The following is a 26788-nucleotide window of genomic DNA, read 5'->3' on the forward strand; positions in this document are numbered from 1 at the left end:
GTCTGACGGAATTAGCGAGGACAATATTATTTTTTTCAATCTTGATAAACGCCCGTACTTTGATATTACCACCGCCGTGGAATTAAATAATCTGATTAAAGAAGATGCCAATGCTGATGGTAAAAAGTACCTTTTTATTGATGAGATTCAAAACATAAATGATTTTGAAGCTGTCATTAATTCTTGGCGGGAAGAAGGGGATTTTTCAATTTTTATTACAGGGTCTAATTCCTATCTGCTCAGCGGAGAGCTGTCCACCAAATTGACTGGGCGTTATATTGAATTTGATATGTATCCCCTAACTTTCGAGGAGTACCTTGGCATGAAAAAATTCCTGCAAATCTCCCTTGGGGATGATCTACAGGAATTAACAAATTTTGTTTACGATGGCGGATTCCCTTATTCCTTAAAATTAAGAACACTCCCTGCCAGGCGGGAATATGTTGAAAATCTCATTGAGGAAATATACCAGAAGGATATTCATTCCAGACTACGTATCCGAAATAAAGTAGCTTTTGAGGCTATTATGAATTATTTTATTTCTAATTTTGGTGCTTCTACTAATATAACCAATATCGTAGGCGATTTGAACAAGCGAGGGATTAAACTTAAAATTGAAACTGCCAATAAATATGTGGAGGCACTGGAAAATGCCAAAATTCTCATAAGATGTGATCGTTTTGATATGAAATCACGAAGAGCTATTATGGGAGATAAAAAGTATTATTTGGCTGATTTGTCCTTTTATTTTGCTATGAATACAGATAAGCGGATCAACTATGGTCCGGTGCTGGAAAATATAGTTCATAATTATGCCCTGACTCGCGGCTATAAGGTCAGCATCGGGCGTTTTGGCAAGTTTGAGTGTGATTTTATCTTGAGAAATAAGGATATGGATTATGCGTATATACAGGTTGCCTACACTATTATGGATAGTGAGGATACTGAAAATCGTGAATACAGACCACTTGAGATGATAAAACACGACAATTATCCTCGCTATGTACTGACCACCGATAAACTGCTGCAAAAACGCAATGGCATAATCCATGCCAATATCATGGATTTTATGAAAGCTGAAAAGGATTTCTGATTATTGGTTACAATAATCATATAATGGGCCCCCGGTCAGCTCAAAGCAGCAGAACCATCATAATGGAGCCCACAAACATAGCTATGCTCATGCCCTTCAGCAGATTGGACATAAACCAGTCCTGGTCGCTATGGGCTTTTTTTAGGAACACGTGGGCTTCGTAGACCAGGAAGGAGCTGGTCAGAAAGCATAAGGGTAAATCAAAATCGGACAGGCCGAAGAGAAACATTGCCAGACACAGGGCTATGCCGGCTTTTTCCCCCCTGCTGAAGGTGGCTTCCTTTTTGGCGGGGGGGGGATTTAGTGGAAATTTTGAACGCATTCCCGGCATATTACATTATCCTTTCAATTTTCCAGGCTCCGTCCCCCATAAGGCGCAGCACCGTGCTGTGACGTGATATCAGGGTTGAACGGTGGCCTACACTTACTACGGTCATTTCCGGCAGACTGGATTTCAGCGTATCATAGGAGTGGGCCTCTATGGCTTCGTCCATAGCCGATGTGGATTCATCCAGGAATACCATCTGCGGTTTAAACAGGAGGATGCGGATAAAGGCAATGCGCTGCTGTTCGCCCAGGGACAGAATTCTGCTCCAGTCGTCCACCTCATCAATACGGCTTATAAGATTAGCCAAGCCGAAGCTTTTTAGGTATGCGCTGATATCGGCAGTGTCATTTTCAGGTACATTTTGTGGGTAATAAATGGCCTGCCGGAGGGTGCCTAAGGGCAGATATGGTTTTTGGGGCAGGAACATTATACGCCAGCTGTCAGGCCGCTTTATGGTACCGTTGCCGTATGGCCACAGGTCGGCCAAGACCCGCAGCAGGGTACTTTTTCCCGAACCGGAGGGACCGCTTATAAGTGTATATTCACCAGGCGTAAACTCATAATTTAAGCCTTCAATAAGCTGTTTGCCCTCAGGCAGGTGAATGTTCATATTGGCAATGGCCATACTGTTGTCAGGACTGTTGACGGTATCAAAATCGGATTGCAGGTCATCTACCTCCTCCATATGGCTGGTAAAGTCACCAAGACGGCGGATAACTGCTGCATACTGGGAGATGGACTCGTAGCTTTCAACAAAGTAGCTGAGGGCATCCTGGACCCGGCCAAAGGCACTGATGGTCTGCATAAGGCCACCTAATTGCATTTCACCGGAAAAATATTTTGGTGCCGCCATGATAAGGGGATAAATGATGGCCAGCTGGGCGTAGCCGTTGATGTAGAAATTTAAAAGCTTGGTGCGCTTCATCAGGGCCCAGAAGTTGGTTACCACCATTTTAAATCGGTCTTCAAAGCCCCGGGTTTCCGGAGACTCTCCACGATAAAAGGCAATACTTTCACTGTTTTCGCGGACACGTATCATGTTAAAACGGAAGTCTGCCTCATAGCGCTGCTGGTCATAATTGAGACCTATGAGCTGGCGTCCCACCTTGTGGGCAAGCCAGGTACCAACGATAGAATATATCAGGGACAGCCACACCATGTAGCCTGGTATGGAAATGGCCGTTTCTCCAAGGGTCAAATCCAGGGAGCCGGATAAATTCCACAGCACGAATATAAAGGCCCCCAGGATGGTAAGCTGCTTTAGAAAGCCCAAGGCAATGGTTAAGGTCAGGGTAATAAAGGAGTGAATGTCCTCCGAAATACGCTGATCCGGGTTATCCATATCCGACTTCAGCATTTGCAGCTTATAATATACCTGGTTTTGCATCCAATTATTAAGGTAGTTTTTGGTCATCCAGGTACGCCATTTTATTTCCAGCATTTGCCGCAGGTAAATGGCATAAACCGCCACGATGATGAAAATAAAGGCTATAAGGGTAAAATGACCTACAAGGGGCCAGAAATTTTCAAAATCATAATTTTGCAGGGCGTTGTAAAAATCGTTATTCCATTGGTTCAATAAAACCAGCAAATAAACCTGGGCCAGATTTAAAAAAATAATGACGGCCAGCATTCCACGGGCCCACCACCGTTCCTCAGATTTCCAGTAGGAACGCATCATACTCCAGATGCTTTTGGCAATATCCTTTTTCTTCATAAAAAAGCTTCTCCATTCTTTAAAATAAATCCTATTAATTATATACCAAAATTGTGTGAATATACCATGGATATTTTGTATTCCCACAGGCTGGTGCAGGGCTGTATAAAAGACAGTAATTTTTTCTTGGGGGGGAGGCTGCTTTATCAGGAAAAAACTCGTGGAATATTTTTCATCATGGGAAGAAAAAAAATTCCAAATGAGTTATAATATGTTAATAGCCTTATCTCTAATTTTGTTTTTTGAAGGGATTTGCACATGATATTACCAATTATCATAGGGATTATTATATTGTCCTTGACCGTGCTGGTGCTGGAACGGAATATTAAAAGCCGGATGGCCTTCTATGCCTTTTGCGGCTCCCTGCTTCTGGCCCTGTCCATTACTGGCTATGGCTATTACACCAGTACATCAAATCAGTATGAGGAGCTGGATGAGTCTGCAATTCGTCATATTACAGCCCAGCAGCTGGCCTTTGGGGAGTGGTATACAGTCTACAAGAAAAAGCTGGATGCCATGGACTATTGTTGGGTGTCCTATTACCACATTATAAGGGATTTCAAAAATGAGGATATAACTCTTCGGGAGGCATATACCCGCTTGAACCAGCTGGAATCCAATGTGGTAAATCTCCACAATGAAATTTATCAGATGACACCGCCCATTAGTCTGGACGATATAAATTATGATTTAACCCTGTCCATTCTGAAAAAAACCAAGGCCTATTCTGATGCCCAGCTAAGGACCGTCAGGGCCACCAAAATGACGGCGGATCCGGATAAAATGCCCACCGATAACCATGATGTGCAGCTGGGATATTTGAATGATGCCATGATTGGCAACTCTCCTGACATGCTGTTTACTGCCAGTGAGATTAATGCCCTCAGACGCAATCTCACCATACCGGAGGTCAATTAATATGCAGCCCTATAAAACCACAGCTGATTTTGGAACTTCATATTATGAGATTCAGAAATCGAAATTTTACACCTATACGGCTCATGTGGAGGATGAGGCGGCTGCCCGTGAATTCGTCCAGCGGATTAAAAAAAAGCATTTTGATGCTCGGCATAATTGTTCAGCATGGATTTTGGGCCATGACAGCAGTCAGCAAAAATCCAACGACGATGGTGAACCGGGAGGGACCGCAGGAAATCCTATTTTGGAGGCCATAAAGCAGCACGGCCTGACCAATATTGTGGTGGTGGTTACCCGCTACTTTGGCGGCATCAAGCTTGGGGCAGGTGGGCTCATACGGGCCTACAATCATTCTGCTTCTCTGGGCATTGAGGCTACGCCCCAGGTTGAAGTAAAGCCATTTAGCAGAGTGGCTGTGGATTTGGACTATACCATGCTGGGAACCGTGGAAAATTGGGTGCGCAGCAACAATGTGCGTACAGAGGAAACGGAATATACTGATAGGGTGAAGGTCAACCTGCTTATTGAGCCCAATGATGTGGAGGCTGTTCAGCGGGAGCTGGTGGATTTGACCTCGGGGCGAGGTGTTATTCACGTGGGGAAGCCGGAATATATGGAGGTGCCTATTTGATGCTGAAATAATTTTGAAAGTGTATATTACCTGTGAACATAATGGGAAAAAAGTTTATTTTTTTATAAACCAGTATCTTTGCAGGATTTTTTTTATATTTAAAGAATTATATACAATACAATAAATTTAGTTTTGGTTTTCGTTTTAGTTTTTACTATGAACACTTAGTGAGCACAAGCCAACGGCGCAGTGGGAGTTTAGTGTTCGTTGTAAGGGCGTTGTGCAAGATACTGTTTTGCACGGAGTTTATTTTTCATCATAGTAGGTTTTTCAGGTGGCGGCTGTGTAGGGAAAGGTGTACTATGGCTGAGCCTGGAGCTGATTAAGCGCAGGAGTGAGTTTTATGAGTAAAACAACATGTGTGGCCATGATTTTGGCAGGTGGTCAGGGAAGCCGCCTGGGGGCCCTAACTAAAAACATTGCCAAACCGGCAGTACCGTTTGGGGGAAAGTATCGTATTATTGATTTCCCACTTTCCAATTGTGCCAATTCCGGCATAGACAAGGTTGGCGTGCTGACCCAGTATCGCCCTTTGGAGCTCCATAATTATCTGGGTACTGGTGACGCCTGGGACCTGGACAAGTCCGACGGTGGCGTGTTTATACTGCCGCCATATGCAAGGGACAAGGGTGCTGACTGGTACAAGGGAACAGCTGATGCCATCTACCAGAATTTGAATTTTGTGGATATGGTGGATCCGGATTATGTTTTGATATTGTCCGGGGATCATATTTATACTATGGATTATGCCAAGATGTTGGCTGCCCACCGGGCAAACAAGGCCGATGCCACCATTGGCGTCTTTGAGGTGCCTTGGGATGAAGCTCCACGCTTTGGCATTATGAATACTGACAAAAAGGATGGCCGTATTGTAGAATTTGAGGAAAAGCCAGCCAAACCAAAGAGTAATTTGGCTTCCATGGGTATTTATATTTTCAATCGGGATTTCCTGGATAAATACCTGAAGGAGGATGCGGCTGACGATAACTCCAGTCATGATTTTGGCAAGAATATTATTCCTGCCATGCTGGCCAACAAAGCGCGTATGTTCTCCTATGCCTTTGAGGGCTATTGGAAGGATGTTGGAACCATTGAGAGCCTTTGGCAGGCCAATATGGATTTATTGCAGGATGAGCCTCCATTCTCCTTTAACAGTGCATGGAAAATTTATTCCAACAATCCGTCCCTGCCGCCTCACTATGTGGGGAAGGATGCCAAGGTTACCTGCTCGATGCTGAACGAAGGATCAATGATTATGGGCGAGGTGGACCATTCTGTACTGTTCTCCGGTGTAAAGATTGGCCAGGGGGCCAAGGTGACCAATTCTGTGATTATGCCTTTTACCGTAGTTGAGGATAATGCAGTAATCGATCACGCCATTGTGGCCCAGAACTGCGTGATTTCCAGCGGTGCCCATGTCAGCGGCACAGCCGGGGCTATTGCTGTAGTTCCTGAGGGGGAAATCATAAAGGCGGAGCAGGCAGATTTGGGACAGCAGGTGAGCTGATTGTTTGAAATGAGAAATGGAGCTGATCATATTGAGTAATGTGATGGGGATTATAAAACTTGATGGTGCCAACAGCATGCTGAAGGAGCTTTGTGAACATCGTCCTGTGGCGGCACTGCCTATAGCCGGCCGTTATCGCGTATTGGATTTTGCCGTATCCAGCCTGGTAAATTCGGGTATTGGTTATGTGGGGGTACTGCTTTCCAAGAAGGCAAGACCTATTTTTGACCACCTGCGTTCCGGTAAGGATTGGGATTTGGCCCGTCATCGTGAAGGCTTGGCGTATCTCCCTAATGATAGTGACAGCAGCAATGCCACTGCTCTTGCTGCTCTTTATCAAAATATAGATTTCGTTATTCGCAGTGCAGCTGAATACGTATTCCTGGTACAGGCCGATACGGTATACAATATTGATTTTAGACCGGTATTGCTTTTCCATCAGAATACAGGCGCTGATATAACCATGGTTTACTGTAAGGCCTGGGAGGATTTGCCGGGTGAAGCTGCTTCCATGCAGGTGGCCGACAATGGCAAGGTAACGGATATTGCCAAGCGGATGACCTCCACCAAGGGCTCCAATGACTTTATGGGGATTTACCTCATGCGCAAGGATACCCTGGTAAAGCTGGTAACCTCCACCTTTGAGCGGGGCGGCAACAGTATGCTGGTGGATGGCATTATTCGTCACATGGATGAATACAGTATTTACGGCTATGAACACAAGGGCTTTACGGCCCGCATCAATTCCACCATGGCATATTTCAATGCCAACCAGGCCATATTGAAGCCTGATGTGTGGAGTGAACTGTTTATGAGTGCGCATCCAATTCATACCAAGACCAAGGATGCTTCTCCGGTTCAATACAAGAATACTGCCAAGGTTACCAACTCCCTTATTGCCAATGGCTGTGAAATTCACGGTGAGGTGGAGGACAGTATCCTCTTTAGGGATGTAAAGGTGGCCGAGGGCGTAAAAATAAAGAATTGCATAATCATGGAGCAGTGTCAGATTGAACAGTATGCTATGCTCAGGGATGTTATTTGCGACAAGAATGTTGTTGTGTCTGAGGATCAGTGGTTAAAGGGTGCGGAAAATTATCCTTTGATTATTGCTAAGAGCACCGTTATTTAATAATTGATGTCAGGCCGCTGGTGATAGGGGAGACCGTATCGTCAGGGGCCTGTTTGGCTTTTGTAGTTATGTAGGAGTGGTTATATGGCATTTATTGACAGAGATATTGATGAAATTAAGGATGAACTGAAGGAACGTTTTATTTTAACCTCCAAGATACTTTATGGGCGGGAGCTGTCAGAGCTTTCTCAAAATGAGGTTTACAACGCTGTGGCAGCAGTGGTAAAGCAGTACACCACAGAGAATTGGATTAAGACCAACAAGCAGTATGCTATTAACGATAATAAGCAGATTTATTATTTTTCTATAGAGTTCCTTTTGGGGCGTCTTTTGAATACTAATCTGATTAATCTCGACCTGAAGAACGCCCTGAATATTGTATTGAAGGAGCTGAATGTCAAGCTGGATGATATCTACAACGAGGAACCGGATGCAGGCCTTGGTAATGGCGGTCTGGGCAGACTGGCAGCCTGCTTTATTGATTCCATGGCTTCTCTGGCCCTGCCGGCCCATGGCTGCGGCCTTCGTTATCAGTACGGACTTTTTGAGCAGAAAATTATAAATGGTACCCAGATTGAAATCCCTGATAACTGGCTGCGGGATGGCTATGCCTGGGAATTCAGAAAGCCCAATAAGGCTGTTAATGTCCGGATCGGCGGTCATGCCTACATGAAGGAGGTGCCCGGCGAGGAGGAGCTGAAGCTGGTTTATGAGGGGTATACCGATATAATGGCCGTTCCTTATGATGTGCCTGTCATCGGCTACAAGAATACCACTGTAAATACCCTGCGCCTGTGGAACGCAGAGGTTAACATGGACTTTTCGGACTATGGTACCCTTACCCAGGAGGAAATTAACCAGCGTCAGGAGTATCGCCGTTGGGTAAACCGCATTACCGAGTACCTCTATCCTGATGACAGATTATCTGATGGTAAGAAGCTGCGCCTGCTCCAGGAGTATTTCTTTGTGTCAGCCGGTGTGCAGAGTATTATTCGTCACTTTATGCTGACCCATGACAATGTTTATGATCTTTCCGACAAGATCGGCATCCATATCAACGATACTCATCCGGCCACTGCAGTACCGGAAATGATGCGTATTCTGGTGGATGAGTATGGTCTTGAGTGGGAGGATGCCTGGGATATTACCACCCAGACCTGCGCATATACCAACCACACCATTTTACCGGAAGCACTGGAGAAGTGGGAGGTGGGCCTCTTTAAGGAAATGCTGCCTCGTATCTACATGATAGTGGAGGAGATTAATCGCCGCTTCCTGGCCACGGTTCGTAAGAAGTACCCTGGGGATGAGGCTCTGGTTCGCGAGCTGTCCATTATTGAAAATGGTCAGGTTCACATGGCCCGCCTGGCTGTGGTAGGCTCTTACAGCGTAAATGGTGTGGCCAGAATTCACTCTGATATTTTGAAGACCAACACCCTGAAATTCTTCTACAAGGTATTCCCAAGAAAGTTCAACAACAAAACCAACGGTATAACCCATCGTCGTTGGCTCATAAGTGCCAATAACGATTTGGCACATCTGATTGATGATAAGCTGACCCGTGAGTGGCGTCACAATATTAAGCTGCTGAAGAAGCTGAATAATTATGTGGATGACGCTGATTTCCTGAAGGCTATCAATAAGGTAAAGAGAGCCAGAAAACGGGCCTTGGCACAATATGTATGGTCTCATAATAAGGTGCGGGTAAAGATTGATTCCATATTTGATATTCAGGTTAAGCGCATTCATTCCTATAAGCGTCAGCTTATGAATATTATGCATATTATGTATCAGTATAATCGTTTGAAGAATGATCCTGATTATGATATGCCTGTACCAGTAGTTTATTTCTTCGGTGGCAAGGCAGCACCTGGCTACTATACCGCCAAGGAAACCATTCGCCTTATTAATGCTGTTGCTGACAAGATTAATAATGATGAAAGCATTAACGGTAAGATCAAGGTGGTATTCCTGGAGAATTTCGGCGTAACCCTGGGTGAAATGGTATATCCGGCAGCCGATGTCAGCGAGCAGATTTCCACTGCCTCCAAGGAGGCCTCCGGTACAGGTAATATGAAGTTCATGATGAACGGTGCCATTACCCTGGGAACCATGGACGGAGCCAATGTGGAAATTCATGAGCAGGTGGGGGATGATAACTGTGTAATCTTTGGCCTGAGAGCCGAAGAGGTTATCGCCTACTATGAAAACGGTAAATACAATGCCTGGGATGAATATAATACAAATGAGCGGGTCCGCACCGTTATGAACCAGCTTACTGATGGTACCTACGGCAACTTCCAGTCATTGTTTGATTATTTGATTAACAGTAATGACGAGTTCTTTATAATGAAGGACTTTGATGCATATATTGCAGCCCATGAGGAAATCGTTCGCCGTTATCAGGATCGTGACGCATGGCTGAGGTCCTCGGCTGTAAATATTGCAAATTCCGGTATTTTCTCCTCTGACCGTACAATAACCGAGTACGCTGAGGATATTTGGCATATTGAGCCTGTAGAGATTAAGTGATAGGAGTATACATGAAAACATCTGAGTTAAGCGAATTTGATTTATTTTTGTTCCATCAGGGGACTAATTTTCGTGCCTATGAAATGCTGGGGGCACATGTAATGGAGCAGGACGGAAAATCCGGAGTAAGATTTTCCGTTTGGGCACCTCATGCCAAGGAGGTCTCGGTTGTAGGAGATTTTAACAACTGGGATACCAGGGTAAATAAAATGTCCAAGCTGGGGGATGGGGAGATATGGAATCTGTTTATCCCTGATGTTGGGCCGGGCACTGTGTACAAGTATGCAATTTTGCCTCAGCATGAAGGACCGCATATCATGAAGGCCGACCCTTATGGCTTCTTTGCCGAAAAAAAGCCTGAGACTGCTTCCATTGTCTACAATTTAAATAATTACACATGGCACGACAGCAAATGGGCCAAGTTTAAGGAGGAGCATCCTTCCTACACCCGTCCCATGCTGACCTATGAGGTTCATCTGGGTTCGTGGCGGCGTACCCCTGACGGGGAATATCTCTCCTATAGGGATATGGCTGACCAGCTGATTGATTATGTGAAGAGCATGAATTATACCCACATAGAGTTTATGCCTCTTTGTGAGCATCCATTTGATGGCTCCTGGGGTTATCAGGCTACCGGGTATTATGCAGTTACCAGCCGTTATGGCACCCCTGATGATTTCTGCTATCTGGTGGACAGAGCCCATCAGGAGGGAATAGGCATTATCATGGATTGGGTGCCCGGACACTTCTGCAAGGATGATCAGGGACTTCGGGATTTTGACGGTCAGAATCTCTACGAATCTGACAATATTCAGCGGGCTGATAATGCCGGCTGGGGAACGGTGAATTTCGATTACGGCCGCACCGAGGTACAGAGCTTCCTGATATCCAATGCCCTGTTCTGGATGGATCAGTATCATATTGACGGACTGCGCATCGATGCCGTAGCTAATATGCTGTACTTGAATTATGGCCGTCAGGATGGGGATTGGGTTCCTAATAAATACGGTGGCGATGGCAACCTGGAGGCAATTGATTTCCTCCACAAGCTTAATGAGGCAGTATTTAAAAATTATCCTCAGGCCCTGATGATTGCAGAAGAATCCACCTCCTGGCCAAATATTTCCAAGCCGGTCTATATGGGCGGCATGGGCTTTAATTATAAATGGAACATGGGCTGGATGAATGATATTCTTCGCTATATCAGCCTTGATCCTATTTACCGCAAATGGCACCATGATAAGCTGACCTTCTCATTGATGTATGCCTTCAGTGAGAATTTTGTGTTGCCGCTGTCCCACGACGAGGTAGTGCATGGCAAATGCTCCCTTATCAGCAAAATGCCGGGTGATTATTGGCAAAAATTTGCCGGCCTCAGGGCCTTCTATGGCTATTGGATGGCTCACCCGGGCAAGAAGCTGCTGTTCATGGGTGGAGAATTTGGACAGTTCATTGAGTGGAATTTTGATGACAGCCTTGACTGGCATTTGGTGGAGCAATATGAAAAGCATACCCAGATGCTGGAGTATTCCCGGGCACTTAATAAGTTCTATGTTGACCACAAAGCCCTTTGGGAGGTGGATTTTGACTGGAGCGGCTTTGAGTGGATTGATTGTGACAATGCAGATGACAGCTTGGTATCCTTTATCCGCAAGGCTGAGGACGGCTCCTATATCATTGCCATTACCAATTTCACCCCGGAGGTGCGTCAGGGATATCGCTTTGGTGTTCCTGAGGCTGGTGTGTATCGGGAAGTCTTTAACAGTGATGCAGAGGAATTTGGCGGCTCCAACGTGCTTAATGATTATGATATTATTTCAGAGGATATGGCATGGCAGGGAAAAGCCAATTCCATTCTGGTAACTGTGCCGCCATTGGCAACGATTTACCTTGAGCTAAAGTCTCCCAGTAATAGTGTGGTGAAAAAGACTACCTCAAAGGCAGCCTCTGCCCAGACAAAGGCAGCTGCTGTCAAAAAGACCACCACAAAGAAGACTGCAACCAGGAAGACCACAGCAACCAAAAAAGCGGCAGCCACCAAAAAGACAGCTGCCGAAAAGGATGATGTAAAGGAAGAGGAAGCGAAAACCAAGACTACCCGTACCAGAAAAACTGCTGCGGCCAAGGCCAAGGAGGAGGGGACTGAGGCAGTAAAGACTGGAACAACCAGGACCAGGAAAGCGAAAGCCACCACCTCCAAGGATAAGGTAACAGAGGAAGAGGAAGTAAAAACAAGTAAAACCAGGAAAACGGCCAGTACAAAGGCCAAGGAGGCAGAGGAAAAGGAAGTAAAGCCAAAGACCACCAGAACAAGGAAGACAGCTGCCGCCAAGGCCAAGGAGGAAAACGACGGGGAAGTAAAGCCTAAAACTCGGACCAGAAAAGCTACCACTACCACATCTAAAGAGGATAAAGAAGTAAGCGAAAAGCCGAAGGCTAAACGAGGCTTAAAGAAACAGGCTGAGGGCGAACAGGAGGATAAGCCTAAGTCCACCAGGGGTCGCAAAAAAACTCAGCTGTAGAGAGAGGTGTAAGTTATGAAAGTTTTATATGTAGTTTCTGAAGCAGTTCCTTTTATTAAGACTGGTGGATTGGCAGATGTTGCCGGTTCATTGCCGAAATACCTTAAAGCTGAAGGGGTAGATGCCAGGGTAATTCTGCCAAAGTACAGCAGTATTTCCGAGGAATACCGTAATAATATGGAGCATGTGGGGGATATTACGGTTCCGGTTTCCTGGCGGGAAAAGTATGCCGGGGTGGATAAGCTGGAATATGAAGGGGTTACATATTACTTTGTGGATAACCAGGAATATTTCTATCGTGATGGCCTTTATGGGTATTTTGATGATGCTGAGAGATTTTCCTTCTTCTCCCGTGCAGTACTTAATCTGTTGCCAATCATGGATTTTTGGCCTGATGTGATCAATTCCAATGATTGGCATGCAGCCCTGGTTAATGTATTCCTGAAGCTGGAGCATCAGGGAGACAGCCGTTACGATGGCATTAAGACGGTATTTTCTATTCATAATCTCAAGTATCAGGGGATTTTTGACAAGAATATTATGGGGGATGTACTGGGCTTGGATTGGCAGTATTTCAACAATGGTGATCTGGAATTCAATGATTGTGTCAACTTCATGAAGGGCGGCATTGTGTATGCCGATAAAATCAGTACCGTAAGCCGTACCTATGCGGAGGAAATTCAGTATGAATTCTTTGGTGAGCATTTGGATGGCCTGCTCCGCTCCCGCAGCAATGATATTCGTGGCATAGTAAACGGTATTGATAATTCTGTGTATGACCCGGCCGCTGATAAGTATCTCTATGAGAACTTTGATATTAATACTCTGTATAAAAAGCTGAACAACAAGGAAAAGCTTCAGGCACAGCTTAATCTGCCTGTAAACCGTAAAATTCCAATGCTGAGTATGGTAACCCGTTTGGTGGAGAACAAGGGCATTGATCTTATTACCAGAATATTGGATGAGCTTCTGACCCACGAGGAGTGTCAGTTTGTACTTCTTGGGACAGGGGACAAGGCTTATGAAGACTGGTTCCGTGAGCTTCAGTGGCGGTTCCCCCGCAAGGTTTCCGTCAATATCTTCTTCTCCAATGATTTGGCCCAGAAGATTTATGGCAGTGCTGATTTCTTCCTTATGCCATCCATTTTTGAACCATGCGGTATCGGACAGATGATAGCCCTTCGCTATGGTACTGTACCAATCGTTCGTGAGACCGGCGGCCTCAAGGATACGATAAAGCCATTTAATAAAAATGACAGCTCCGGTAATGGCTATTCCTTTGCCAACATTAATGCCCATGAATTGATGTATTGCGTCAAGCGGGCACTTACGGAGTATGACAATCTACAGATATGGAATAAGCTTCAGCATAATGCCATCACCTCTGATTTTGATTGGAAAAAGTCTGCAAACGAGTATATTGATATGTACAAACAGCTGTTGGCCTAGTGCTTATGCTGTAAGGAGGTCATTTTGTGGCTGCGCTATTAAATATTATTCACGACTCACAAAATGAATTTTATCGCTTCCCTGTGGGAGCAGCTGAGACGGAGAGTAAGGTACGTCTCAGGCTAAAGGTGGACACCGACCGTGAAACGAAGATTAGCGGCATAAAAATCCGCATATGGGAGGATCGGGTAGGTGAAACCATGTACAATATGACCCTTATGGAGGATGGAGAGCATTACGAGGGTTATGTTGACATGCCTAAAAAGGGGACCCTGCTGTGGTACCACTTTATAATCAGCGTTAATGGTCAGGTTTATTTTTACTGTAATAATGATGAGCAGATGGGGGGCGTGGGCCTTCTGGCAGATTGCCCCCATGCCTCCTACCAGATTACTGTATATAATAAGGGGGCCAAAACTCCCGACTGGTTTAAGCATTCCGTAATGTACCAGATTTTCCCTGACCGGTTCTACCGCAAGGGAAATACCATTGTGGAGAAGCCAAATGCCCTTTATCATGCGTCCTGGAAGGATAAACCACGCTATTACAAGGACCCTGATACCGGTGAAATAATTGCCTATGACTTCTTTGGGGGGAATTTTGCCGGTATTAAGGAAAAGCTGGCATATTTGAAGGATTTGGGTATATCGGTGATATACCTGAATCCAATATTTGAATCCGCCAGCAACCATCATTATGATACGGGAAATTATATGAAGACGGATCCCATACTGGGAACCAATGAGGAGTTTGCTGAGCTGTGTGCCGAGGGTAAAAAGCTGGGTATACGGTTTATTTTGGACGGTGTTTTCAGCCATACCGGTGAGGATAGTATTTATTTCAACAAATATGGCCGGTATGATTCAGTTGGGGCCTGTCAGAGCAAGGACTCCCCTTATTATAGCTGGTACAGCTTTATTGATTATCCGGATAAGTATGAAAGCTGGTGGGGCTTTACCAACCTTCCCAATGTGCGGGAGGAAACCCCTGCCTATATGGACTACATTATTCACAATGAGGACAGTGTACTTCATTATTGGAACAAGCAGGGCATCAGCGGCTGGCGTCTGGATGTTATCGATGAGCTGCCTGAAAAATTCAGTCAGGCCCTTTACAAGGAATTGAAGCGTACGGATCCCGAGTCGGTGCTTATTGGCGAGGTTTGGGAGGATGCTTCCAATAAGGTGGCCTATGGTGTAAATCGCCATTATTTGTGCGGTTATGAGATGGATTCAGCCATGAATTATCCATTCCGCAGGATAGTGATGGATTTTCTCCTGGGTTATGCTGACGGGTATCAGGTATGTCGGAGGATTATGAGCCTTAAGGAGAATTATCCAGCACAGAATTTCTATGCCATGATGAATCTTTTGGGCAGTCACGACCGGGAGCGTATTCTGACTCTGTTGGGTGAGGCACCGTCCTGTGAGGGGATGCCGGAGGGACTTCAGGCCAAATACAAGCTGCCTGATGAGCAGCGGGAGCTGGGGAAGAAGCGCCTGAAGATGGCTGTGGCATGGCAAATGACTTTCCCGGGGGTTCCCTGTATTTATTATGGTGATGAGATTGCTATGGAGGGCTACAAGGATCCCTTCTGCCGGCTTCCCTATGATTGGGAAAATGGCGATGAGGATATGCGCCAGTGGTATAAGCAGCTCATTCATCTGAGAAATGAAAATATGGCTCTGCAGACCGGTAAATTCCTGCCTATTTATTCGGATGGGGATGTTTTTGGTTATGCAAGGGTTATTGATGATGGCCGGGATGTTTTTGGTCAGCCAGGAGAAAATGATGTTTTCCTGATTTTGATGAACCGGGGAAAGGAATTGCGGACTGTCTATGCAGATGTACGGGATTTGTGGGCAGGCAGCTTTACCAACGTCTTTGGTGATGGCCGGGAGTTAAATGTTATCCGGGATGTGCTCCATGTATCCTTGGCTCCCTATAGTGTTAAAATATACAGATGTGTTAAAAAGGAAGTCAAGTATAACAGAGAATGCGGTGTCCTGATGCATCCTACCAGCTTCCCTTCAAGGTTTGGAGTGGGTGATTTGGGTCCTGCTGCCTATGAGTTCGTGGACTTCCTGTCCAAGGCCAACCAGAAAATCTGGCAGATATTGCCCTTGACTCCGGTGGATAATTGTAATTCGCCGTATGCGTCGCCATCGGCCTTTGCAGGCAATACTATGCTTATTTCCCTGGAAAAGCTGGTGGATATGGGGCTGTTATCCGAGGAGGATATTCAAATTTCTGCTGTAGAGAGCTCCAACAAGACGGATTATAAAATGGCCCGTCAGATAAAGACAGGGCTTCTGGATAAGGCGGCTGAACGCTTCTTCTCCCGGGCTAATGCGGAGGATATGGTGGTATATGAGGGCTTTTGCAGCCAGGAGGCCTATTGGCTTAGTGAATATGCCCTGTTTAAGGCCATATCCAAAAAATATCGTGATGCCGGTTGGAACGATTGGCCGGAGGATTTGAAGCTCCGTAAGCCGGAAGCCCTGGAAAAGGCCCGTTATGAGCTTAGTGAGGATATAGGCAAGGAATGCTTCTTCCAGTATATTTTCTCCAAGCAGTGGCAGGAGCTAAAGATTTATGCCAATGGAAAAGGGATAAAGATTTTAGGTGATATGCCAATTTTTGTTTCCCAAAACAGTGCCGATGTGTGGTCACATCAGCGGCTGTTTAAGCTGGGCAAGGATGGCAGACCATTGAAGGTGGCCGGAGTACCACCTGATTATTTCAGCATAACTGGCCAGCTGTGGGGCAATCCGCAATACGACTGGGACAAGATGGCTGCTGATGATTATCGTTGGTGGATAAGCCGTCTAAGCCGCATGTTTGAGCAGGTGAATATGGTTCGTATCGACCACTTCCGGGGCTTTGAGGCCTACTGGGAGATTGACGGTGACGCCGAAACAGCTATAGATGGTGAGTGGGTGAAGGGACCAGGCAGGGAATTCTTTGAAAAGATAAAGGAAGCATTGGGCAGTGTGCCGATTGTGGCGGAAGACCTGGGGATTATCACCGATGAGGTGGAAGCACTGCGGGAAAGGTGTGGTTACCCTGGCATGAAGGTTCTCCAATTTGAGCTGCATTTCAATGCCTTCCACCGAATTAACTATGTAGAGCCGGAGAATTGTCTGGTGTATACCGGTACCCACGATAACAATACAGTAGTAGGCTGGCTGGAAGAGGATTTGGACACTGAGACCAGGGAGGCAGTAGCAAAGCTCCTTGGTCAGGAGGGTGCTGATAATGAAGCTCTTTGCCGGGCCATGGTAGAGCATGCCTATGCCTCAAGGGCGAGAACAGCGATTATTCCTGTGTGGGATATACTGGCCCTGGATGGCAATAACCGCATGAATCTTCCGGGCACAGCCGGTGGTAACTGGAGCTGGCGGATGCTGCCAGGTGCCCTGACCGATGAAAAGGCTCAATGGCTTGCTGATTTGGTTGATAAATATAATCGATAAAATGACCATTAAATCCAGATGGGGCTTTAGGCTTCATCTGGATATTTTTTCCATTGCTGTGGGGATATATCAAGGGAGTCAAGCTGGCCTTGTGCATACGTACCATGGGAAAAGGTCCTTCAAGGCAAGATGAGGCACTGGACTGGCCGATAATGCTGTTCCTTAGCTGAGGTTAATAACGATGAGTTTTTAAAATGGTTGACAAGACTATTAATAAATGGTAATATTTAAGTGTTGCTTAACTTAGTTGAGTAGCGAATGTGCCGAAGTGGCGGAATTGGCAGACGCAGCAGACTCAAAATCTGCCGTATGCAAATACGTGCCGGTTCGAGTCCGGCCTTCGGCACCACAGTAAAATCAAGGCTTCCGAGATTTCGGAGGCCTTTTCTTTTTTCATGAATAATGGCCAGTGATTGCCAAATGATTGCCACAAGAATTTTCTATTACAAAAGTTATTCACCCTATCCCATTTTTACGCATAAAAAAATCCCAAAGTGGGGAATAGGGGAAAATGCAATATTTGTGCATAAATATAAAAAAATCCGTGGAGCCGGATCCTGATTTTCAGGTATGGCCACACGGATATTTTTTTGAAAAATTTATGAGTGTTCCCGGCGGATTTCCAGTATCAGGTCATCCAGCTTCTCGCAGAATTTATCCATGGTAGTCTGGAACCTTATCAGAAGATAGAAGGTAATGACTATTGGAAAGCCTACGGTACTGACTGCTGATAAAATCTTTTCCTCCATAGGTATTCTCCTTTCTTTATGAGAAAACCCCTCCACCGCCAGCCTGGGGCAGTGAAGGGGTAATCATTAAACCGGCCTTACTCAGCCAGCTGGGTGACAACGGTCTCCTTCAGATAAGCGTCATGTAAGCCGGTAACACCGGCGTATGCGTTTTTATGAAGCAGTTTTACGAGCTTTATGCCGGAAATGAAAAAGTGTCATCACTGGTGACACAATTAAGCTGGTCAAACCACTTATGTATAATGTCGGGATGTAAAAGTGATGAGGAACGGGAATGTGGCAATGGAGCTGAAGGTCGGCAAATTTAAGCCGGAAAATGTGTCCAAAATGGAGTTTTATTTGGAAGGTCTGGACAGACAGGTCAAAAAGCCAGAGGAAAATCCAAGTGTGGGCCTGCTCCTGTGTGCTTCAAAAAATGATGAAGTGGTTGAGTATGCTATGAGCCGTACACTTTCCCCAATGATGGTGTCACAGTATCAGCTGCAGTTGCCGGATAAAGCTGTTTTGTCACGAAAACTTCAGGAATTGGCCAGTTTGCCGGAGCTAGTAGCTTCATCAGATGAATAATATTATGTATCTTAAAAGGCGCATGAAGCCCTTTATGATAAAGCCTTGGAATGTGTAACTGCATAGCCTTCCAGCCCCTGTTTTAAACTAATTAATGGTTTGAAGCAGGGGTATTTTTGTGGCCTAAAATCTTCTTTGTGGCCATGGAAATCCAGCTCTTGTGCCAGAATAAATGTAGCAATAGTCCAACAGCCATCAAATAACCACTGTAAATATGGATGTTCCGGTAAAATAGCCTTGCTTCTCTGCCACCAGAAATAAGGTGAAAATCAAGCATTAAACCGGTAACAATGCAAATTAAACCACTGATAAAAAGAAGCCAGTCAAGACCATAATTCTTTTTCATAATAGATAACCCCCTCGCTATATTTTGGATATATTATATGGCATAAATCTAAATTGGAAATAAACAAATTATAAAATAAAGGGGTACGAAGGAGGCCGGCCTGACGGCACTAGCGACGTGAAGCTAGTCCTTTAGGGCTCACTTCGTTCGCATTGCCACACCCTTAAAACAAGGCCGCCTTGATTGAAGTGAGCCGCCTATACCCCATTCAACATAAAAAGTCAAGTCTTGCACTTCTCCCATGCGTTGAATATAATACTCTCAAATAATAAATGTTTAAAAATACGATAACAAATTAAACCAATTATAGGTTAAATAATTTCCTTGCATTTCAGTAAACTTAGATGTATATTATCAGTAGGTATAAAAATGAAGGTTTGCAAGGAGGGTGTTCAAATGGCATACACAAGTTTTGGCGAGTTTGTCCGTATTCTGCGAATACAGCACCATGAGGTTATGGGTGATATGGCAAAGAAGCTGGAAACCTCTGTGTCGTTTTTATCAGCAGTTGAAAACGGCAAAAAAAATGTCCCTGCCGGTTGGTTAGAAAAAATATCCAATTTATATGAGTTGTCCAAAGAAGAAATAAATGTTTTAAAAGAGTATATTGAAGAATCAAAAACTCAATTCAAAATCACTGCAACTGACGCTGGCAACAACCAGCGAAAAGCCGCATTACAATTTACCCGTTCTTTTAATGGAATGAGCGATGAAACCGCTATTAAAATATTAAACATTTTAACACATAAGGAGAAAAAATAATGGACTACTCCACCAAATCCATAAGCCGAGCTGACTTACGAAAATTAGCACCAATTTTCCGTTTTCTGTTTGGCGTAAAAAACACTGGTCCCTTTCCCGTCCTTTATGCACTTGAAGAACTGCCAGATGTCTTTTCAGGATGTAATTATATCGTGGTACCAGATGACGAGTTACCACCTAAAACAATGGCCAGATGTTATCGTAATGACAATCCTGACGGCTATACTATTGAAATAAGAACATCTGTCTATGAAGGTGCATATGATGGTATCGGTGCTTTTCTGGGTTTTATATGCCATGAGCTCTGCCACATTTTTCTTTTTAAACTAGGCTTTACACCTATACATGCCAGGAGTTTTGATGATAATGAGCTACCTGCATATTGTAGTGTTGAGTGGCAGGCAAAAGCTCTGACTGGGGAAGTAATGATTCCACGCGAAGAAAGCAAGGGTATGTGCGAATCTGAAATTATGGATTATTACCATGTTTCTCAAGGATTTGCTGACCATAGATTAGGTATTAAACACAGGTGGTGATGTATATGATTGTAAAATAAAACGCACCAAAAAACTGTTGGCGCAGTTAATTGATGCGTTCTATCTTGGAAATGCTATTAAACAAATCCAATATCTCTTTGTCTTTGTATGATAGCATTTCCTACAAATTTCTTCAATCAAATTTTATATTGTTTTTAAAGGAAGTGCTTGATTATGAAGAGTATTACTATGCGGAATAATCCGCTTTTTATGAGAAATTCTTTTCCTGGTGTTGGTAAATGGGGTATCCCATCGCTGAAGAAGCAGACCATTGACTTGCAGGATATCCGCCTCATTGCCTGCTCAGACATTAAGCGAAACGACAATGATACTAATCGTCAATGTGGTGTGCATCATTTTGTAGATGATTACCGTTTTGAAGGCACATATTATCGCCCGGAAAAGCATTGGGAAAAATATGCTCAATACAGGTTTGTTCTGACGCCGGATTTTTCTCTTTATGCTGAGATGGATATGTGGCTGCAACTGGCTAATGTGGCCAAAAACCGTTGGGTAGGCGCATACTGGCAAAGCAAAGGACTTTCAGTAATTCCAACTATTAGTTGGAGCACCTCTGCCAGCTTTGATTTCTGCTTCGATGGTGTTGAGCAAAACGCTATTGTTGCCGTGGGTATGATTGGCTGCAAGAAGAACCGTTCAGGCTTTATGCGTGGATATGTGGCTATGTTGGAAAAATTAAAGCCTGCGACTATAATCTGCTTTGGTGATCCATTCCCGGAAATGGAAGGAAATATTATTGCCGTAGATTATCGCGCATCCAGAAAGGTGGTGCGGTAATATGGGCGGAAGGGGAACCTATGCTGCTGGCAATAATGTTCCATACAGTTATAAAACTGTAGGTTATATTGAAGGCGCCAAAGTTTTACAAGGCCTTAATGGGCTTCATAAGCTGCCAGAAGAAGCACACAGCAGTTATGCCTATGTCAGACTTGACCACGAAGGCAAATTTCACGAGATAAGATTTTATAATAAGAATCACCGTTTAACCCATGAGATTGCCTATCATCTGGAGCCCAATATAAGCAAAACTGGAAAACCAGTATTGCATCTTCATACTTATGGTCCAAATTTCCAAAGATCAGACGCAATGAAGTTGAGCAAAGCTGTTAAGAAGTTTTACAAAAAATATTTTAAGGGGGTCAAGACATGATAGATGGTGATGTGAAAGCCTTTGTTGACGGGCTGTATTATGGCGATGAAACCTGGTTTAAATATGGTGATAAGCATTATTTCATACAAGGCTGGTTCAAAGACGGCAAGCATTATCTTGTTTTAGATTATGCCCTGGATTATGGACAATATTCCAATAACCCAAATGACGAGTATAAATATATTTGGGAGTATTCTTCGGAGGATTCTTCTGAATGTGTAAGTGCTTTTTTGGAAGCACCATTATGGGGCGGAAAAAAATTCTATGATGTAGAAGCTGAAATGACTTGGACCGACCCAGTATACTAATGTCGTAGGATTCACAAAAACAAAGCTCTGGTTAATAGCCGGAGCTTTTCCTTTTGGAATGGGTACGAAGGAGGCCAGCCTTACGGCACTAGCTCACTTCGTTCGCGTCGCCACACCCTAAAAACTAGGCTGCCTTGATGGAAGTGAGCCGCTTCCGGGTGCTGTCCTCCCATACGTGCGGCCACCCCCCTCCAGCGTCTGAAACACCACCTCGAGAAGGTGCCCCGGATGGCAGAGTATGCCCCCGGCAGCATTGGCCCCAGGTCTTTCCCTGTCACGCCTTCATCACAGATGCCGGCAGTGCCAGAAAAAGCCCTGATAACACCTGAAGAGGCCGGGGCCATACCCAGCCGCCGGTATTTTGTCCAGTGCCTGCTAATTGGCCAGCATGGCGGTCACTGGCAAGCCAGTCACCGCTCCCCATCTCCCGATGAGGGCCCCGGAGGGTAGCATATCCCCCAGCAAAGCTGGTTGATATCCTACCCCCGGAAGAATATTCCCCACATCTCCAAGAGAATAGCGGAAGGTGAGGCCATGGCAGGGCCATAGCCCCACCCTCCGCACAAGGTGGCCTTCCGCCGGGGCGGAAGCCATTTAATTTTTTAGCAATTTCTGCACCGTATAGGTACTGGCCCCAATCTCCGCGGCTATCTTCCTGATGGACATTCCCTTCTTCTTCATCAGCTTTACCTTTAGCTGGGCGGCGGCACCGTACACCACCGGGCGGCCAACCTGCGGCATCGGAATATCTTTATATGGGTTCAGATGGTCAGCCAATGCCTGAACCCCCTTTTGATTTACTTTTATGGTATGTATAATCTCGGCCTCCCCATCAGCTGCCGGAATATCCACCACAAGACAGCTGCAGCTGATGTATTCGGCCCAGATGGTGAGCTTGTCAAAATCATTCCTTTTACTTCTGGCAAGCTCCCCCTCCAAAAGGTAACAGGTGGCCTCAGATAAAATCTTTGTCAGCTTCGGCCGGGCCTTCATATTAATATCTTCACGGTATATTTTCCTGGCCATAAGATACGCCTCCTTAGTGTATTGATATATTATCACCACACTTATTATACCATGAATTTATATAGTGTAGCAATATATTATCACCACACCACCCAGCCCCCAAAATGCCCTGATTGGCCACCGCAAAAGCCACATTCCCCACGGCCTACGGGGACGCCAAGACATAAATTACACATTCCTTTCAGGGCTCCCCCGAAGCCCTGCGAATGTGGGAGAGGGCCATATCAGGGCATAGCATAGGCTGGCTTCCTGGCACGTTTTCCCGATGAGGCCCCGGAGGGTAGCATATCCCCCATCAAAGCTGGTTGATATCCTACCCCCGGTATTTTGGCCAGTGCCTTCCCCATGACCAGTATGGCGGCCACTGGCAAGCAGTCGCCGCCCCCTGCTCCCGATGAAGCCCCGGAGGGTAGCACTGCACCCAGCTGGGCCCAGTCCTACCCCCGTTTTTTATTTCTCCCCCAGCTCCAAGAGAGTAGCGGACGCTGCGGCCATGGCCAAGGCCATAACCCCAGCCCCCGCAGGCGGTGACTTTCTGCCAGGGCAGAAACTATTTAAAATGACCCGTCTCCAAGTGTAGTGCTATGAGTATGGGCAGGACTTTTAATTTCGCACCCAGCCGCGTTTCACGCTCCCCCTGTCTGTTTTTACCTTCGTCCTGCCTCATAAGCCATTACTGGTGAGCGTCCGATAAGCGCCTTACGTCTATCTGAAGTAAAACCAGACACCAACGACCGCCACCCGCTTTTACTTCCGATAGACACACTTATCGAAAGCTGACCAGCCTTTCCCCCCTGCGGGGACTAGGTCGCTCTGCTCCCGTCGCCAGCTGCTCTCCCTTCCCCCCTGCGGGGACTGGCGTCGCTTCGCTTGCGTCGCGGGACTCCCCCGCCTTCCACCCTTAAATAAAAGGAGCTGCCACAGTAGACCGCAATAACAATATACATAAATTTATTTAAAGGTAAATTATATTTTTAGTAATTTCCTTCGATATAATCGTATAAGGGATTGTTTTTTTAGGAGGCGTTTTATATGAAAGTAGTACATGATGTTACCCAACCTTCCCAGATGAATTATGTAGGTAGTAGCGAAGTAAAGAAGAAAGCATCAGGCTTTGATGCACTACTTGCAGCTGCATGTAGTAACGAGGAAGCTGCCACAACTGATGAGTATGATGATGTTGAGCCAGCAGGAGTGCATAGAAGTAAAAATGTCTGTTATTTTGGTGGTGATGTAATTTTTCCACCGGAAGGTACATCTAAAGCATTTATGAAGGCTTGGGACGAGATGTTTGAAACTTTAGGACCTATAGATGGTGGTGAAGTTCAAAGTGCTATAATGCAAGCATTGGTGTATGGTGATTATCATTATGGTGCTTATGCTGATGATTCAGATATCCGTGCAGCTGAGCGCATGAAAACAATGAGCTTTGAAGAAATTATTCAGTTGGCGATTGATGGACAGAAACACTTTGTAGAAGATTCTGCTGCAGCTGGAGTAGAGCAGAAATATTTAGATATTTATAATTATCGGGTAAAAAATATTGAGGATTTTCTGAGCAAATGGCTTCAAGTAAAGCCTGACGATGATGTGGTGGATCTGTTGCTGAAAGACAAAGATGATAAATAACCTAACTGATAAGGGGGCTATCGCACTAAGAAAAATTAGTGGCGATGCCCCTTTTCTATGCAAAAAAAATAAGAGCGCAGCCCCACAAGACTGCGTCCTTAGTGTAAAATATAAATATGAAAAAACATTTTACATGAATCGAAGTATTTAGGTTGAAGGTTCCTTTGCCAACATAAAAGACGATATGGGATTGCGGAGATATTTGCGCCGTGGGAAAGGAAAATGTACTGACCGAAAGTATAATTGTGGCTCTGGCATATAATATTTCCCGTTTTGAGCATAGGGTAAAGGCCGGAAGAACTGGACTGCATTTATATGAATTTAAAATAGCAGCCTAATTCAGCATATCACACCGTCATAATCTAAACGGTGTTTTTGTTGTACCGTGAATTAAGTTGCCATGGACATTTATTCAAAATAATAAAAAATGGGCATAATAACAGGGGTGTCGCTTTGATGAAAAATCATCAAATGCGACAGCCCCCTTTTATTATGGCTATAAACTATCTAATTGTGATATATGTCTCGGAAGTTTTATTTCTGAATAGGAATAAAACTTACCATACCAGAAACTGGCTTAGCACTACCAGCAGGCATAGCCGTAATGCAAATGGTTGGATAGTAACCGCTAAATTCTGTAAATTTTATCGCTACAGTATGCATCCAACCTTTTCCCAGTGGCTCTCTGCTAATAGTTGTATATGTGTATGGACTACCTGTTACTCTATTAGTTCTGTAAAATACAGTATTCCAACTGGTAGGATGACCATTAAAATATGTTTTTAAATATAAAGTGCCACCGGTAAAGGTGATGTTTGGATTTTCTAATGTACCATCAGCTTTGACCCGCGAACGGTGGTTATCGTTATCATATATTTCTTGAACTGTTATGCTTGTAAGACCTGCAGCTGGGCCAGCATAACTGCTGTTCATATTAAAGGCAAATGCTCCCAGAAGCATTGCCAACATCATTAATCCGCAAATAAATTTCTTCATTTTTTCCTCCTTACAATACCAAACAATGTTTATATTAGTTTCTCGCAAGCATAGGCACCATCTCCCTTATAGGCTGTCAAAACAGTCTTGCTTAATTGTTTTCTACCAAAATAAAGAAGTTCTTGGAGATAAAAATATTATTTTTATAACATTACTGGCTAAATTTTTAGGAAAATATTTAAATACGACTGTATATAAATATAGCACTTTTAACCAGAAAATATAGATACACAAATGTCCTAATTATTTGTGAGCATAAAAGATTATAAAAAACATTTTTTATGCTTATAGCTTATTTACTTATACTTTGCCAGTAATCCGTCACGCCTCTGGCGATGGCGGCGGCTATTTCCTGCTGGTGGTTCATCAGGAGCACTGCATCCATATTATTATCAATAAAACCGCACTCCACCAGGGCGGCGGGCATGGTGGTAGAGTGGAGGACGCACAGCAGGGAGCGGCCCTTTATTTTTGGACAAAAGAAAGAGCCCTGCACCTGCAGGGCCTAAAATCAGTTTTTTTTACTTATTCTAATGATGGCGTCAATCATATCTTTGGTCTTTTCATCAAGTCCCGGATATTCCTGAATGATCCTCTTCAAACGTTTATCTGGCTGTACCTCTTCATCAGGCTCCGGGGAATTATCCGGCATGAAGTAGTCAACCGGTACGGATAAGGCCGTGGAAAGTTTTTGTAATTCTTCATAGCCAATACTGAGGCTGTAGGCCCGTTCCCAGTTGGAAATTACCTGGGAGGATTTTTTGATACGCTGGCCCAGCTCCACCTGGGTTAGCTTTAACTCTTTACGCCGTTGTTTTATCTTATGGCCAATATTCATAACAGGCACCACCATATATTTGTAGAATTGTGTTTGTTCACCTTACACAAACATAATTCTACACGGGGGGGGACAATTCTGCAATAATTTTTCTGATTGTGGATAAGTTATTACCCCTTGCGGCGTCATTACAGAACCAAAAAGCTGTGAAAAAGTGACTTGCCAAAAGTCATTTCTTCACAGCTTTTTTATTGCGCTTACTATTAACTATTCATCTGCCAGTAATCCGTCACTCCCCGGGCGATAGCCGCCGCTATTTCCTGCTGGTGGTTCATCAGGAGCACTGCATCCATATCATTATCAATAAAACCGCATTCCACTAGGGCGGCGGGCATGGTGGTGGAATGGAGGACGCACAGGAGGGAACGGCTTTTAAGTCCCCTGTCGGGAAAATTTATGCTTGTGGGAGGCTTTCTTTTTTTACAAAAAACTTACAAATGTACCATCTTTCCTGGACAACTATTGTGTGCCTTATACACATAATTAGTCTTATATTATTGACTCAACTTTCCCAGCATAAATTCTGGAACAATCCCTTAATATACCTGCTCTGAC

At 44.7% G+C, this 26788-nt stretch carries 29 protein-coding genes and 1 tRNA gene; 20 read left to right on the forward strand and 10 right to left on the reverse strand.

The window, feature by feature from the left end; translation table 11 throughout:
* On the forward strand, window positions 1-1093 hold a 1093-nt coding region (locus Q0Y54_RS03570; protein ID WP_297964362.1), incomplete at its 5' end, for an ATP-binding protein.
* 40 nt (window positions 1094-1133) lie between these two features.
* On the opposite strand, the gene Q0Y54_RS03575 is transcribed toward Q0Y54_RS03570, so the two are convergent.
* Both Q0Y54_RS03575 and Q0Y54_RS03580 read right to left on the reverse strand, forming a co-directional pair.
* Complete coding sequence (locus Q0Y54_RS03575) at window positions 1134-1424, reverse strand: hypothetical protein (protein ID WP_297964364.1); 291 nt, start codon at window positions 1422-1424, stop codon at window positions 1134-1136.
* A gap of 1 nt (window position 1425) precedes the next feature.
* On the reverse strand, window positions 1426-3138 hold the full coding sequence (locus Q0Y54_RS03580) for an ABC transporter ATP-binding protein/permease (protein ID WP_297964366.1): 1713 nt from the start codon (window positions 3136-3138) through the stop codon (window positions 1426-1428).
* A 258-nt stretch (window positions 3139-3396) separates the two neighbouring features.
* Here Q0Y54_RS03580 and Q0Y54_RS03585 point away from each other — a divergent pair, with 258 nt between their 5' ends.
* The 9 genes from Q0Y54_RS03585 (at window position 3397) to Q0Y54_RS03625 (ending at window position 17654) form a co-directional block, all read left to right on the forward strand.
* Window positions 3397-4056: a hypothetical protein gene (locus Q0Y54_RS03585; RefSeq protein ID WP_297964368.1), complete on the forward strand. Its 660-nt coding sequence runs from the start codon at window positions 3397-3399 to the stop codon at window positions 4054-4056.
* 1 nt (window position 4057) lies between these two features.
* On the forward strand, window positions 4058-4687 hold the full coding sequence (locus tag Q0Y54_RS03590) for a YigZ family protein (RefSeq protein ID WP_297964370.1): 630 nt from the start codon (window positions 4058-4060) through the stop codon (window positions 4685-4687).
* A gap of 343 nt (window positions 4688-5030) precedes the next feature.
* A complete protein-coding gene (locus tag Q0Y54_RS03595) occupies window positions 5031-6194 on the forward strand; it encodes a glucose-1-phosphate adenylyltransferase (RefSeq protein ID WP_297964372.1) in 1164 nt (387 codons plus the stop codon).
* A gap of 31 nt (window positions 6195-6225) precedes the next feature.
* Entirely contained in the window at window positions 6226-7326 is a 1101-nt protein-coding gene (gene glgD / locus Q0Y54_RS03600; protein ID WP_297964416.1) for a glucose-1-phosphate adenylyltransferase subunit GlgD, read from the forward strand.
* A gap of 84 nt (window positions 7327-7410) precedes the next feature.
* The gene (locus tag Q0Y54_RS03605; protein ID WP_297964374.1) at window positions 7411-9858 is read left to right on the forward strand and encodes a glycogen/starch/alpha-glucan phosphorylase; all 2448 of its coding nucleotides are present in this window, start codon (window positions 7411-7413) and stop codon (window positions 9856-9858) included.
* Between the two features lie 11 nt (window positions 9859-9869).
* Window positions 9870-12380, forward strand: coding sequence for a 1,4-alpha-glucan branching protein GlgB (gene glgB / locus Q0Y54_RS03610; protein ID WP_297964376.1), 2511 nt, complete (start codon window positions 9870-9872; stop codon window positions 12378-12380).
* Window positions 12381-12395: 15 nt separating this feature from the next.
* A complete protein-coding gene (gene glgA / locus Q0Y54_RS03615) occupies window positions 12396-13829 on the forward strand; it encodes a glycogen synthase GlgA (RefSeq protein WP_297964378.1) in 1434 nt (477 codons plus the stop codon).
* Between the two features lie 26 nt (window positions 13830-13855).
* Complete coding sequence (gene malQ, locus Q0Y54_RS03620; RefSeq protein WP_297964380.1) at window positions 13856-17305, forward strand: 4-alpha-glucanotransferase; 3450 nt, start codon at window positions 13856-13858, stop codon at window positions 17303-17305.
* Between the two features lie 262 nt (window positions 17306-17567).
* A tRNA-Leu gene (locus tag Q0Y54_RS03625) sits at window positions 17568-17654 on the forward strand.
* 250 nt (window positions 17655-17904) lie between these two features.
* Here the strand turns inward: Q0Y54_RS03625 and Q0Y54_RS03630 are convergent.
* Window positions 17905-18054 (reverse strand): YvrJ family protein, encoded by a 150-nt coding sequence (locus tag Q0Y54_RS03630; protein WP_297964382.1) that lies wholly within the window; start codon window positions 18052-18054, stop codon window positions 17905-17907.
* A 155-nt stretch (window positions 18055-18209) separates the two neighbouring features.
* Between Q0Y54_RS03630 and Q0Y54_RS03635 the strand changes: the two genes are divergently transcribed.
* Complete coding sequence (locus tag Q0Y54_RS03635; RefSeq protein WP_297964384.1) at window positions 18210-18362, forward strand: DUF1016 N-terminal domain-containing protein; 153 nt, start codon at window positions 18210-18212, stop codon at window positions 18360-18362.
* Window positions 18316-18621 (forward strand): PDDEXK nuclease domain-containing protein, encoded by a 306-nt coding sequence (locus tag Q0Y54_RS03640; RefSeq protein WP_297964386.1) that lies wholly within the window; start codon window positions 18316-18318, stop codon window positions 18619-18621. Before Q0Y54_RS03635 ends, Q0Y54_RS03640 begins: the two co-directional genes overlap by 47 nt.
* A 91-nt stretch (window positions 18622-18712) precedes the next feature.
* Here the strand turns inward: Q0Y54_RS03640 and Q0Y54_RS03645 are convergent, their stop codons facing one another.
* Complete coding sequence (locus Q0Y54_RS03645) at window positions 18713-18967, reverse strand: DUF4405 domain-containing protein (protein WP_297964388.1); 255 nt, start codon at window positions 18965-18967, stop codon at window positions 18713-18715.
* Between the two features lie 396 nt (window positions 18968-19363).
* Between Q0Y54_RS03645 and Q0Y54_RS03650 the strand changes: the two genes are divergently transcribed.
* The 6 genes from Q0Y54_RS03650 to Q0Y54_RS03675 all read left to right on the forward strand — a co-directional run bounded on the left by Q0Y54_RS03650 (window position 19364) and on the right by Q0Y54_RS03675 (window position 22194).
* A complete protein-coding gene (locus Q0Y54_RS03650; protein ID WP_297964390.1) occupies window positions 19364-19729 on the forward strand; it encodes a helix-turn-helix transcriptional regulator in 366 nt (121 codons plus the stop codon).
* Window positions 19729-20265: an ImmA/IrrE family metallo-endopeptidase gene (locus tag Q0Y54_RS03655; protein ID WP_297964392.1), complete on the forward strand. Its 537-nt coding sequence runs from the start codon at window positions 19729-19731 to the stop codon at window positions 20263-20265. The genes Q0Y54_RS03650 and Q0Y54_RS03655 overlap by 1 nt, the downstream gene beginning before the upstream one ends.
* 174 nt (window positions 20266-20439) lie before the next feature.
* Window positions 20440-21063 carry a DUF4417 domain-containing protein gene (locus Q0Y54_RS03660; protein WP_297964394.1) on the forward strand — a complete coding sequence of 208 codons (624 nt, stop codon included), beginning with the start codon at window positions 20440-20442 and terminating at the stop codon, window positions 21061-21063.
* Window position 21064: 1 nt separating this feature from the next.
* A complete protein-coding gene (locus Q0Y54_RS03665) occupies window positions 21065-21436 on the forward strand; it encodes a hypothetical protein (RefSeq protein ID WP_297964396.1) in 372 nt (123 codons plus the stop codon).
* A complete protein-coding gene (locus Q0Y54_RS03670) occupies window positions 21433-21744 on the forward strand; it encodes a hypothetical protein (protein ID WP_297964398.1) in 312 nt (103 codons plus the stop codon). Before Q0Y54_RS03665 ends, Q0Y54_RS03670 begins: the two co-directional genes overlap by 4 nt.
* Before the next feature lie 228 nt (window positions 21745-21972).
* Window positions 21973-22194 carry a hypothetical protein gene (locus Q0Y54_RS03675; RefSeq protein WP_297964400.1) on the forward strand — a complete coding sequence of 74 codons (222 nt, stop codon included), beginning with the start codon at window positions 21973-21975 and terminating at the stop codon, window positions 22192-22194.
* 144 nt (window positions 22195-22338) lie between these two features.
* Here Q0Y54_RS03675 and Q0Y54_RS03680 read toward each other — a convergent pair whose 3' ends face one another.
* A complete protein-coding gene (locus tag Q0Y54_RS03680) occupies window positions 22339-22770 on the reverse strand; it encodes a hypothetical protein (protein WP_297964402.1) in 432 nt (143 codons plus the stop codon).
* A 224-nt stretch (window positions 22771-22994) separates the two neighbouring features.
* Window positions 22995-23186, reverse strand: a complete 192-nt coding sequence (locus Q0Y54_RS03685; protein ID WP_297964404.1) for a hypothetical protein — start codon at window positions 23184-23186, stop codon at window positions 22995-22997.
* Between the two features lie 616 nt (window positions 23187-23802).
* Between Q0Y54_RS03685 and Q0Y54_RS03690 the strand changes: the two genes are divergently transcribed.
* Both Q0Y54_RS03690 and Q0Y54_RS03695 read left to right on the forward strand, forming a co-directional pair.
* A complete protein-coding gene (locus Q0Y54_RS03690) occupies window positions 23803-24399 on the forward strand; it encodes a hypothetical protein (protein ID WP_297964406.1) in 597 nt (198 codons plus the stop codon).
* A gap of 209 nt (window positions 24400-24608) precedes the next feature.
* The gene (locus tag Q0Y54_RS03695; protein ID WP_297964408.1) at window positions 24609-24737 is read left to right on the forward strand and encodes a hypothetical protein; all 129 of its coding nucleotides are present in this window, start codon (window positions 24609-24611) and stop codon (window positions 24735-24737) included.
* Window positions 24738-24933: 196 nt separating this feature from the next.
* On the opposite strand, the gene Q0Y54_RS03700 is transcribed toward Q0Y54_RS03695, so the two are convergent.
* The 4 genes from Q0Y54_RS03700 to Q0Y54_RS03715 all read right to left on the reverse strand — a co-directional run bounded on the left by Q0Y54_RS03700 (window position 24934) and on the right by Q0Y54_RS03715 (window position 26631).
* A complete protein-coding gene (locus Q0Y54_RS03700) occupies window positions 24934-25395 on the reverse strand; it encodes a hypothetical protein (RefSeq protein ID WP_297964410.1) in 462 nt (153 codons plus the stop codon).
* A 292-nt stretch (window positions 25396-25687) separates the two neighbouring features.
* The gene (locus Q0Y54_RS03705) at window positions 25688-25891 is read right to left on the reverse strand and encodes an N-acetylmuramoyl-L-alanine amidase (protein WP_297964412.1); all 204 of its coding nucleotides are present in this window, start codon (window positions 25889-25891) and stop codon (window positions 25688-25690) included.
* Between the two features lie 15 nt (window positions 25892-25906).
* Window positions 25907-26233, reverse strand: coding sequence for a helix-turn-helix domain-containing protein (locus Q0Y54_RS03710; protein ID WP_297964414.1), 327 nt, complete (start codon window positions 26231-26233; stop codon window positions 25907-25909).
* A 203-nt stretch (window positions 26234-26436) separates the two neighbouring features.
* The gene (locus Q0Y54_RS03715; protein WP_297964418.1) at window positions 26437-26631 is read right to left on the reverse strand and encodes an N-acetylmuramoyl-L-alanine amidase; all 195 of its coding nucleotides are present in this window, start codon (window positions 26629-26631) and stop codon (window positions 26437-26439) included.
* Window positions 26632-26788 lie beyond the last annotated feature (157 nt).

Source organism: uncultured Anaerovibrio sp., assembly GCF_947302755.1.
Classification (GTDB): Bacteria; Bacillota; Negativicutes; order Selenomonadales; family Selenomonadaceae; genus Anaerovibrio.

Bases quoted from the DNA above. Each gene is read 5' to 3' on its own strand.
- Q0Y54_RS03585 (WP_297964368.1), top strand. From the start codon at position 3,397: ATGATATTACCAATTATCATAGGGATTATTATATTGTCCTTGACCGTG.
- Q0Y54_RS03645 (WP_297964388.1), bottom strand. From the start codon at position 18,967: ATGAAAAAGAATTATGGTCTTGACTGGCTTCTTTTTATCAGTGGTTTA.
- Q0Y54_RS03660 (WP_297964394.1), top strand. From the start codon at position 20,440: ATGAAGAGTATTACTATGCGGAATAATCCGCTTTTTATGAGAAATTCT.
- Q0Y54_RS03665 (WP_297964396.1), top strand. From the start codon at position 21,065: ATGGGCGGAAGGGGAACCTATGCTGCTGGCAATAATGTTCCATACAGT.
- Q0Y54_RS03640 (WP_297964386.1), top strand. From the start codon at position 18,316: ATGAGGAACGGGAATGTGGCAATGGAGCTGAAGGTCGGCAAATTTAAG.
- glgB (WP_297964376.1), top strand. From the start codon at position 9,870: ATGAAAACATCTGAGTTAAGCGAATTTGATTTATTTTTGTTCCATCAG.
- Q0Y54_RS03710 (WP_297964414.1), bottom strand. From the start codon at position 26,233: ATGAATATTGGCCATAAGATAAAACAACGGCGTAAAGAGTTAAAGCTA.
- Q0Y54_RS03700 (WP_297964410.1), bottom strand. From the start codon at position 25,395: ATGAAGAAATTTATTTGCGGATTAATGATGTTGGCAATGCTTCTGGGA.
- Q0Y54_RS03595 (WP_297964372.1), top strand. From the start codon at position 5,031: ATGAGTAAAACAACATGTGTGGCCATGATTTTGGCAGGTGGTCAGGGA.
- Q0Y54_RS03675 (WP_297964400.1), top strand. From the start codon at position 21,973: ATGGCAGAGTATGCCCCCGGCAGCATTGGCCCCAGGTCTTTCCCTGTC.
- Q0Y54_RS03590 (WP_297964370.1), top strand. From the start codon at position 4,058: ATGCAGCCCTATAAAACCACAGCTGATTTTGGAACTTCATATTATGAG.
- Q0Y54_RS03605 (WP_297964374.1), top strand. From the start codon at position 7,411: ATGGCATTTATTGACAGAGATATTGATGAAATTAAGGATGAACTGAAG.
- Q0Y54_RS03630 (WP_297964382.1), bottom strand. From the start codon at position 18,054: ATGGAGGAAAAGATTTTATCAGCAGTCAGTACCGTAGGCTTTCCAATA.
- Q0Y54_RS03655 (WP_297964392.1), top strand. From the start codon at position 19,729: ATGGACTACTCCACCAAATCCATAAGCCGAGCTGACTTACGAAAATTA.
- Q0Y54_RS03680 (WP_297964402.1), bottom strand. From the start codon at position 22,770: ATGGCCAGGAAAATATACCGTGAAGATATTAATATGAAGGCCCGGCCG.
- Q0Y54_RS03580 (WP_297964366.1), bottom strand. From the start codon at position 3,138: ATGAAGAAAAAGGATATTGCCAAAAGCATCTGGAGTATGATGCGTTCC.
- Q0Y54_RS03635 (WP_297964384.1), top strand. From the start codon at position 18,210: ATGAAGCAGTTTTACGAGCTTTATGCCGGAAATGAAAAAGTGTCATCA.
- Q0Y54_RS03650 (WP_297964390.1), top strand. From the start codon at position 19,364: ATGGCATACACAAGTTTTGGCGAGTTTGTCCGTATTCTGCGAATACAG.
- Q0Y54_RS03690 (WP_297964406.1), top strand. From the start codon at position 23,803: ATGAAAGTAGTACATGATGTTACCCAACCTTCCCAGATGAATTATGTA.
- Q0Y54_RS03670 (WP_297964398.1), top strand. From the start codon at position 21,433: ATGATAGATGGTGATGTGAAAGCCTTTGTTGACGGGCTGTATTATGGC.
- Q0Y54_RS03575 (WP_297964364.1), bottom strand. From the start codon at position 1,424: ATGCCGGGAATGCGTTCAAAATTTCCACTAAATCCCCCCCCCGCCAAA.
- glgA (WP_297964378.1), top strand. From the start codon at position 12,396: ATGAAAGTTTTATATGTAGTTTCTGAAGCAGTTCCTTTTATTAAGACT.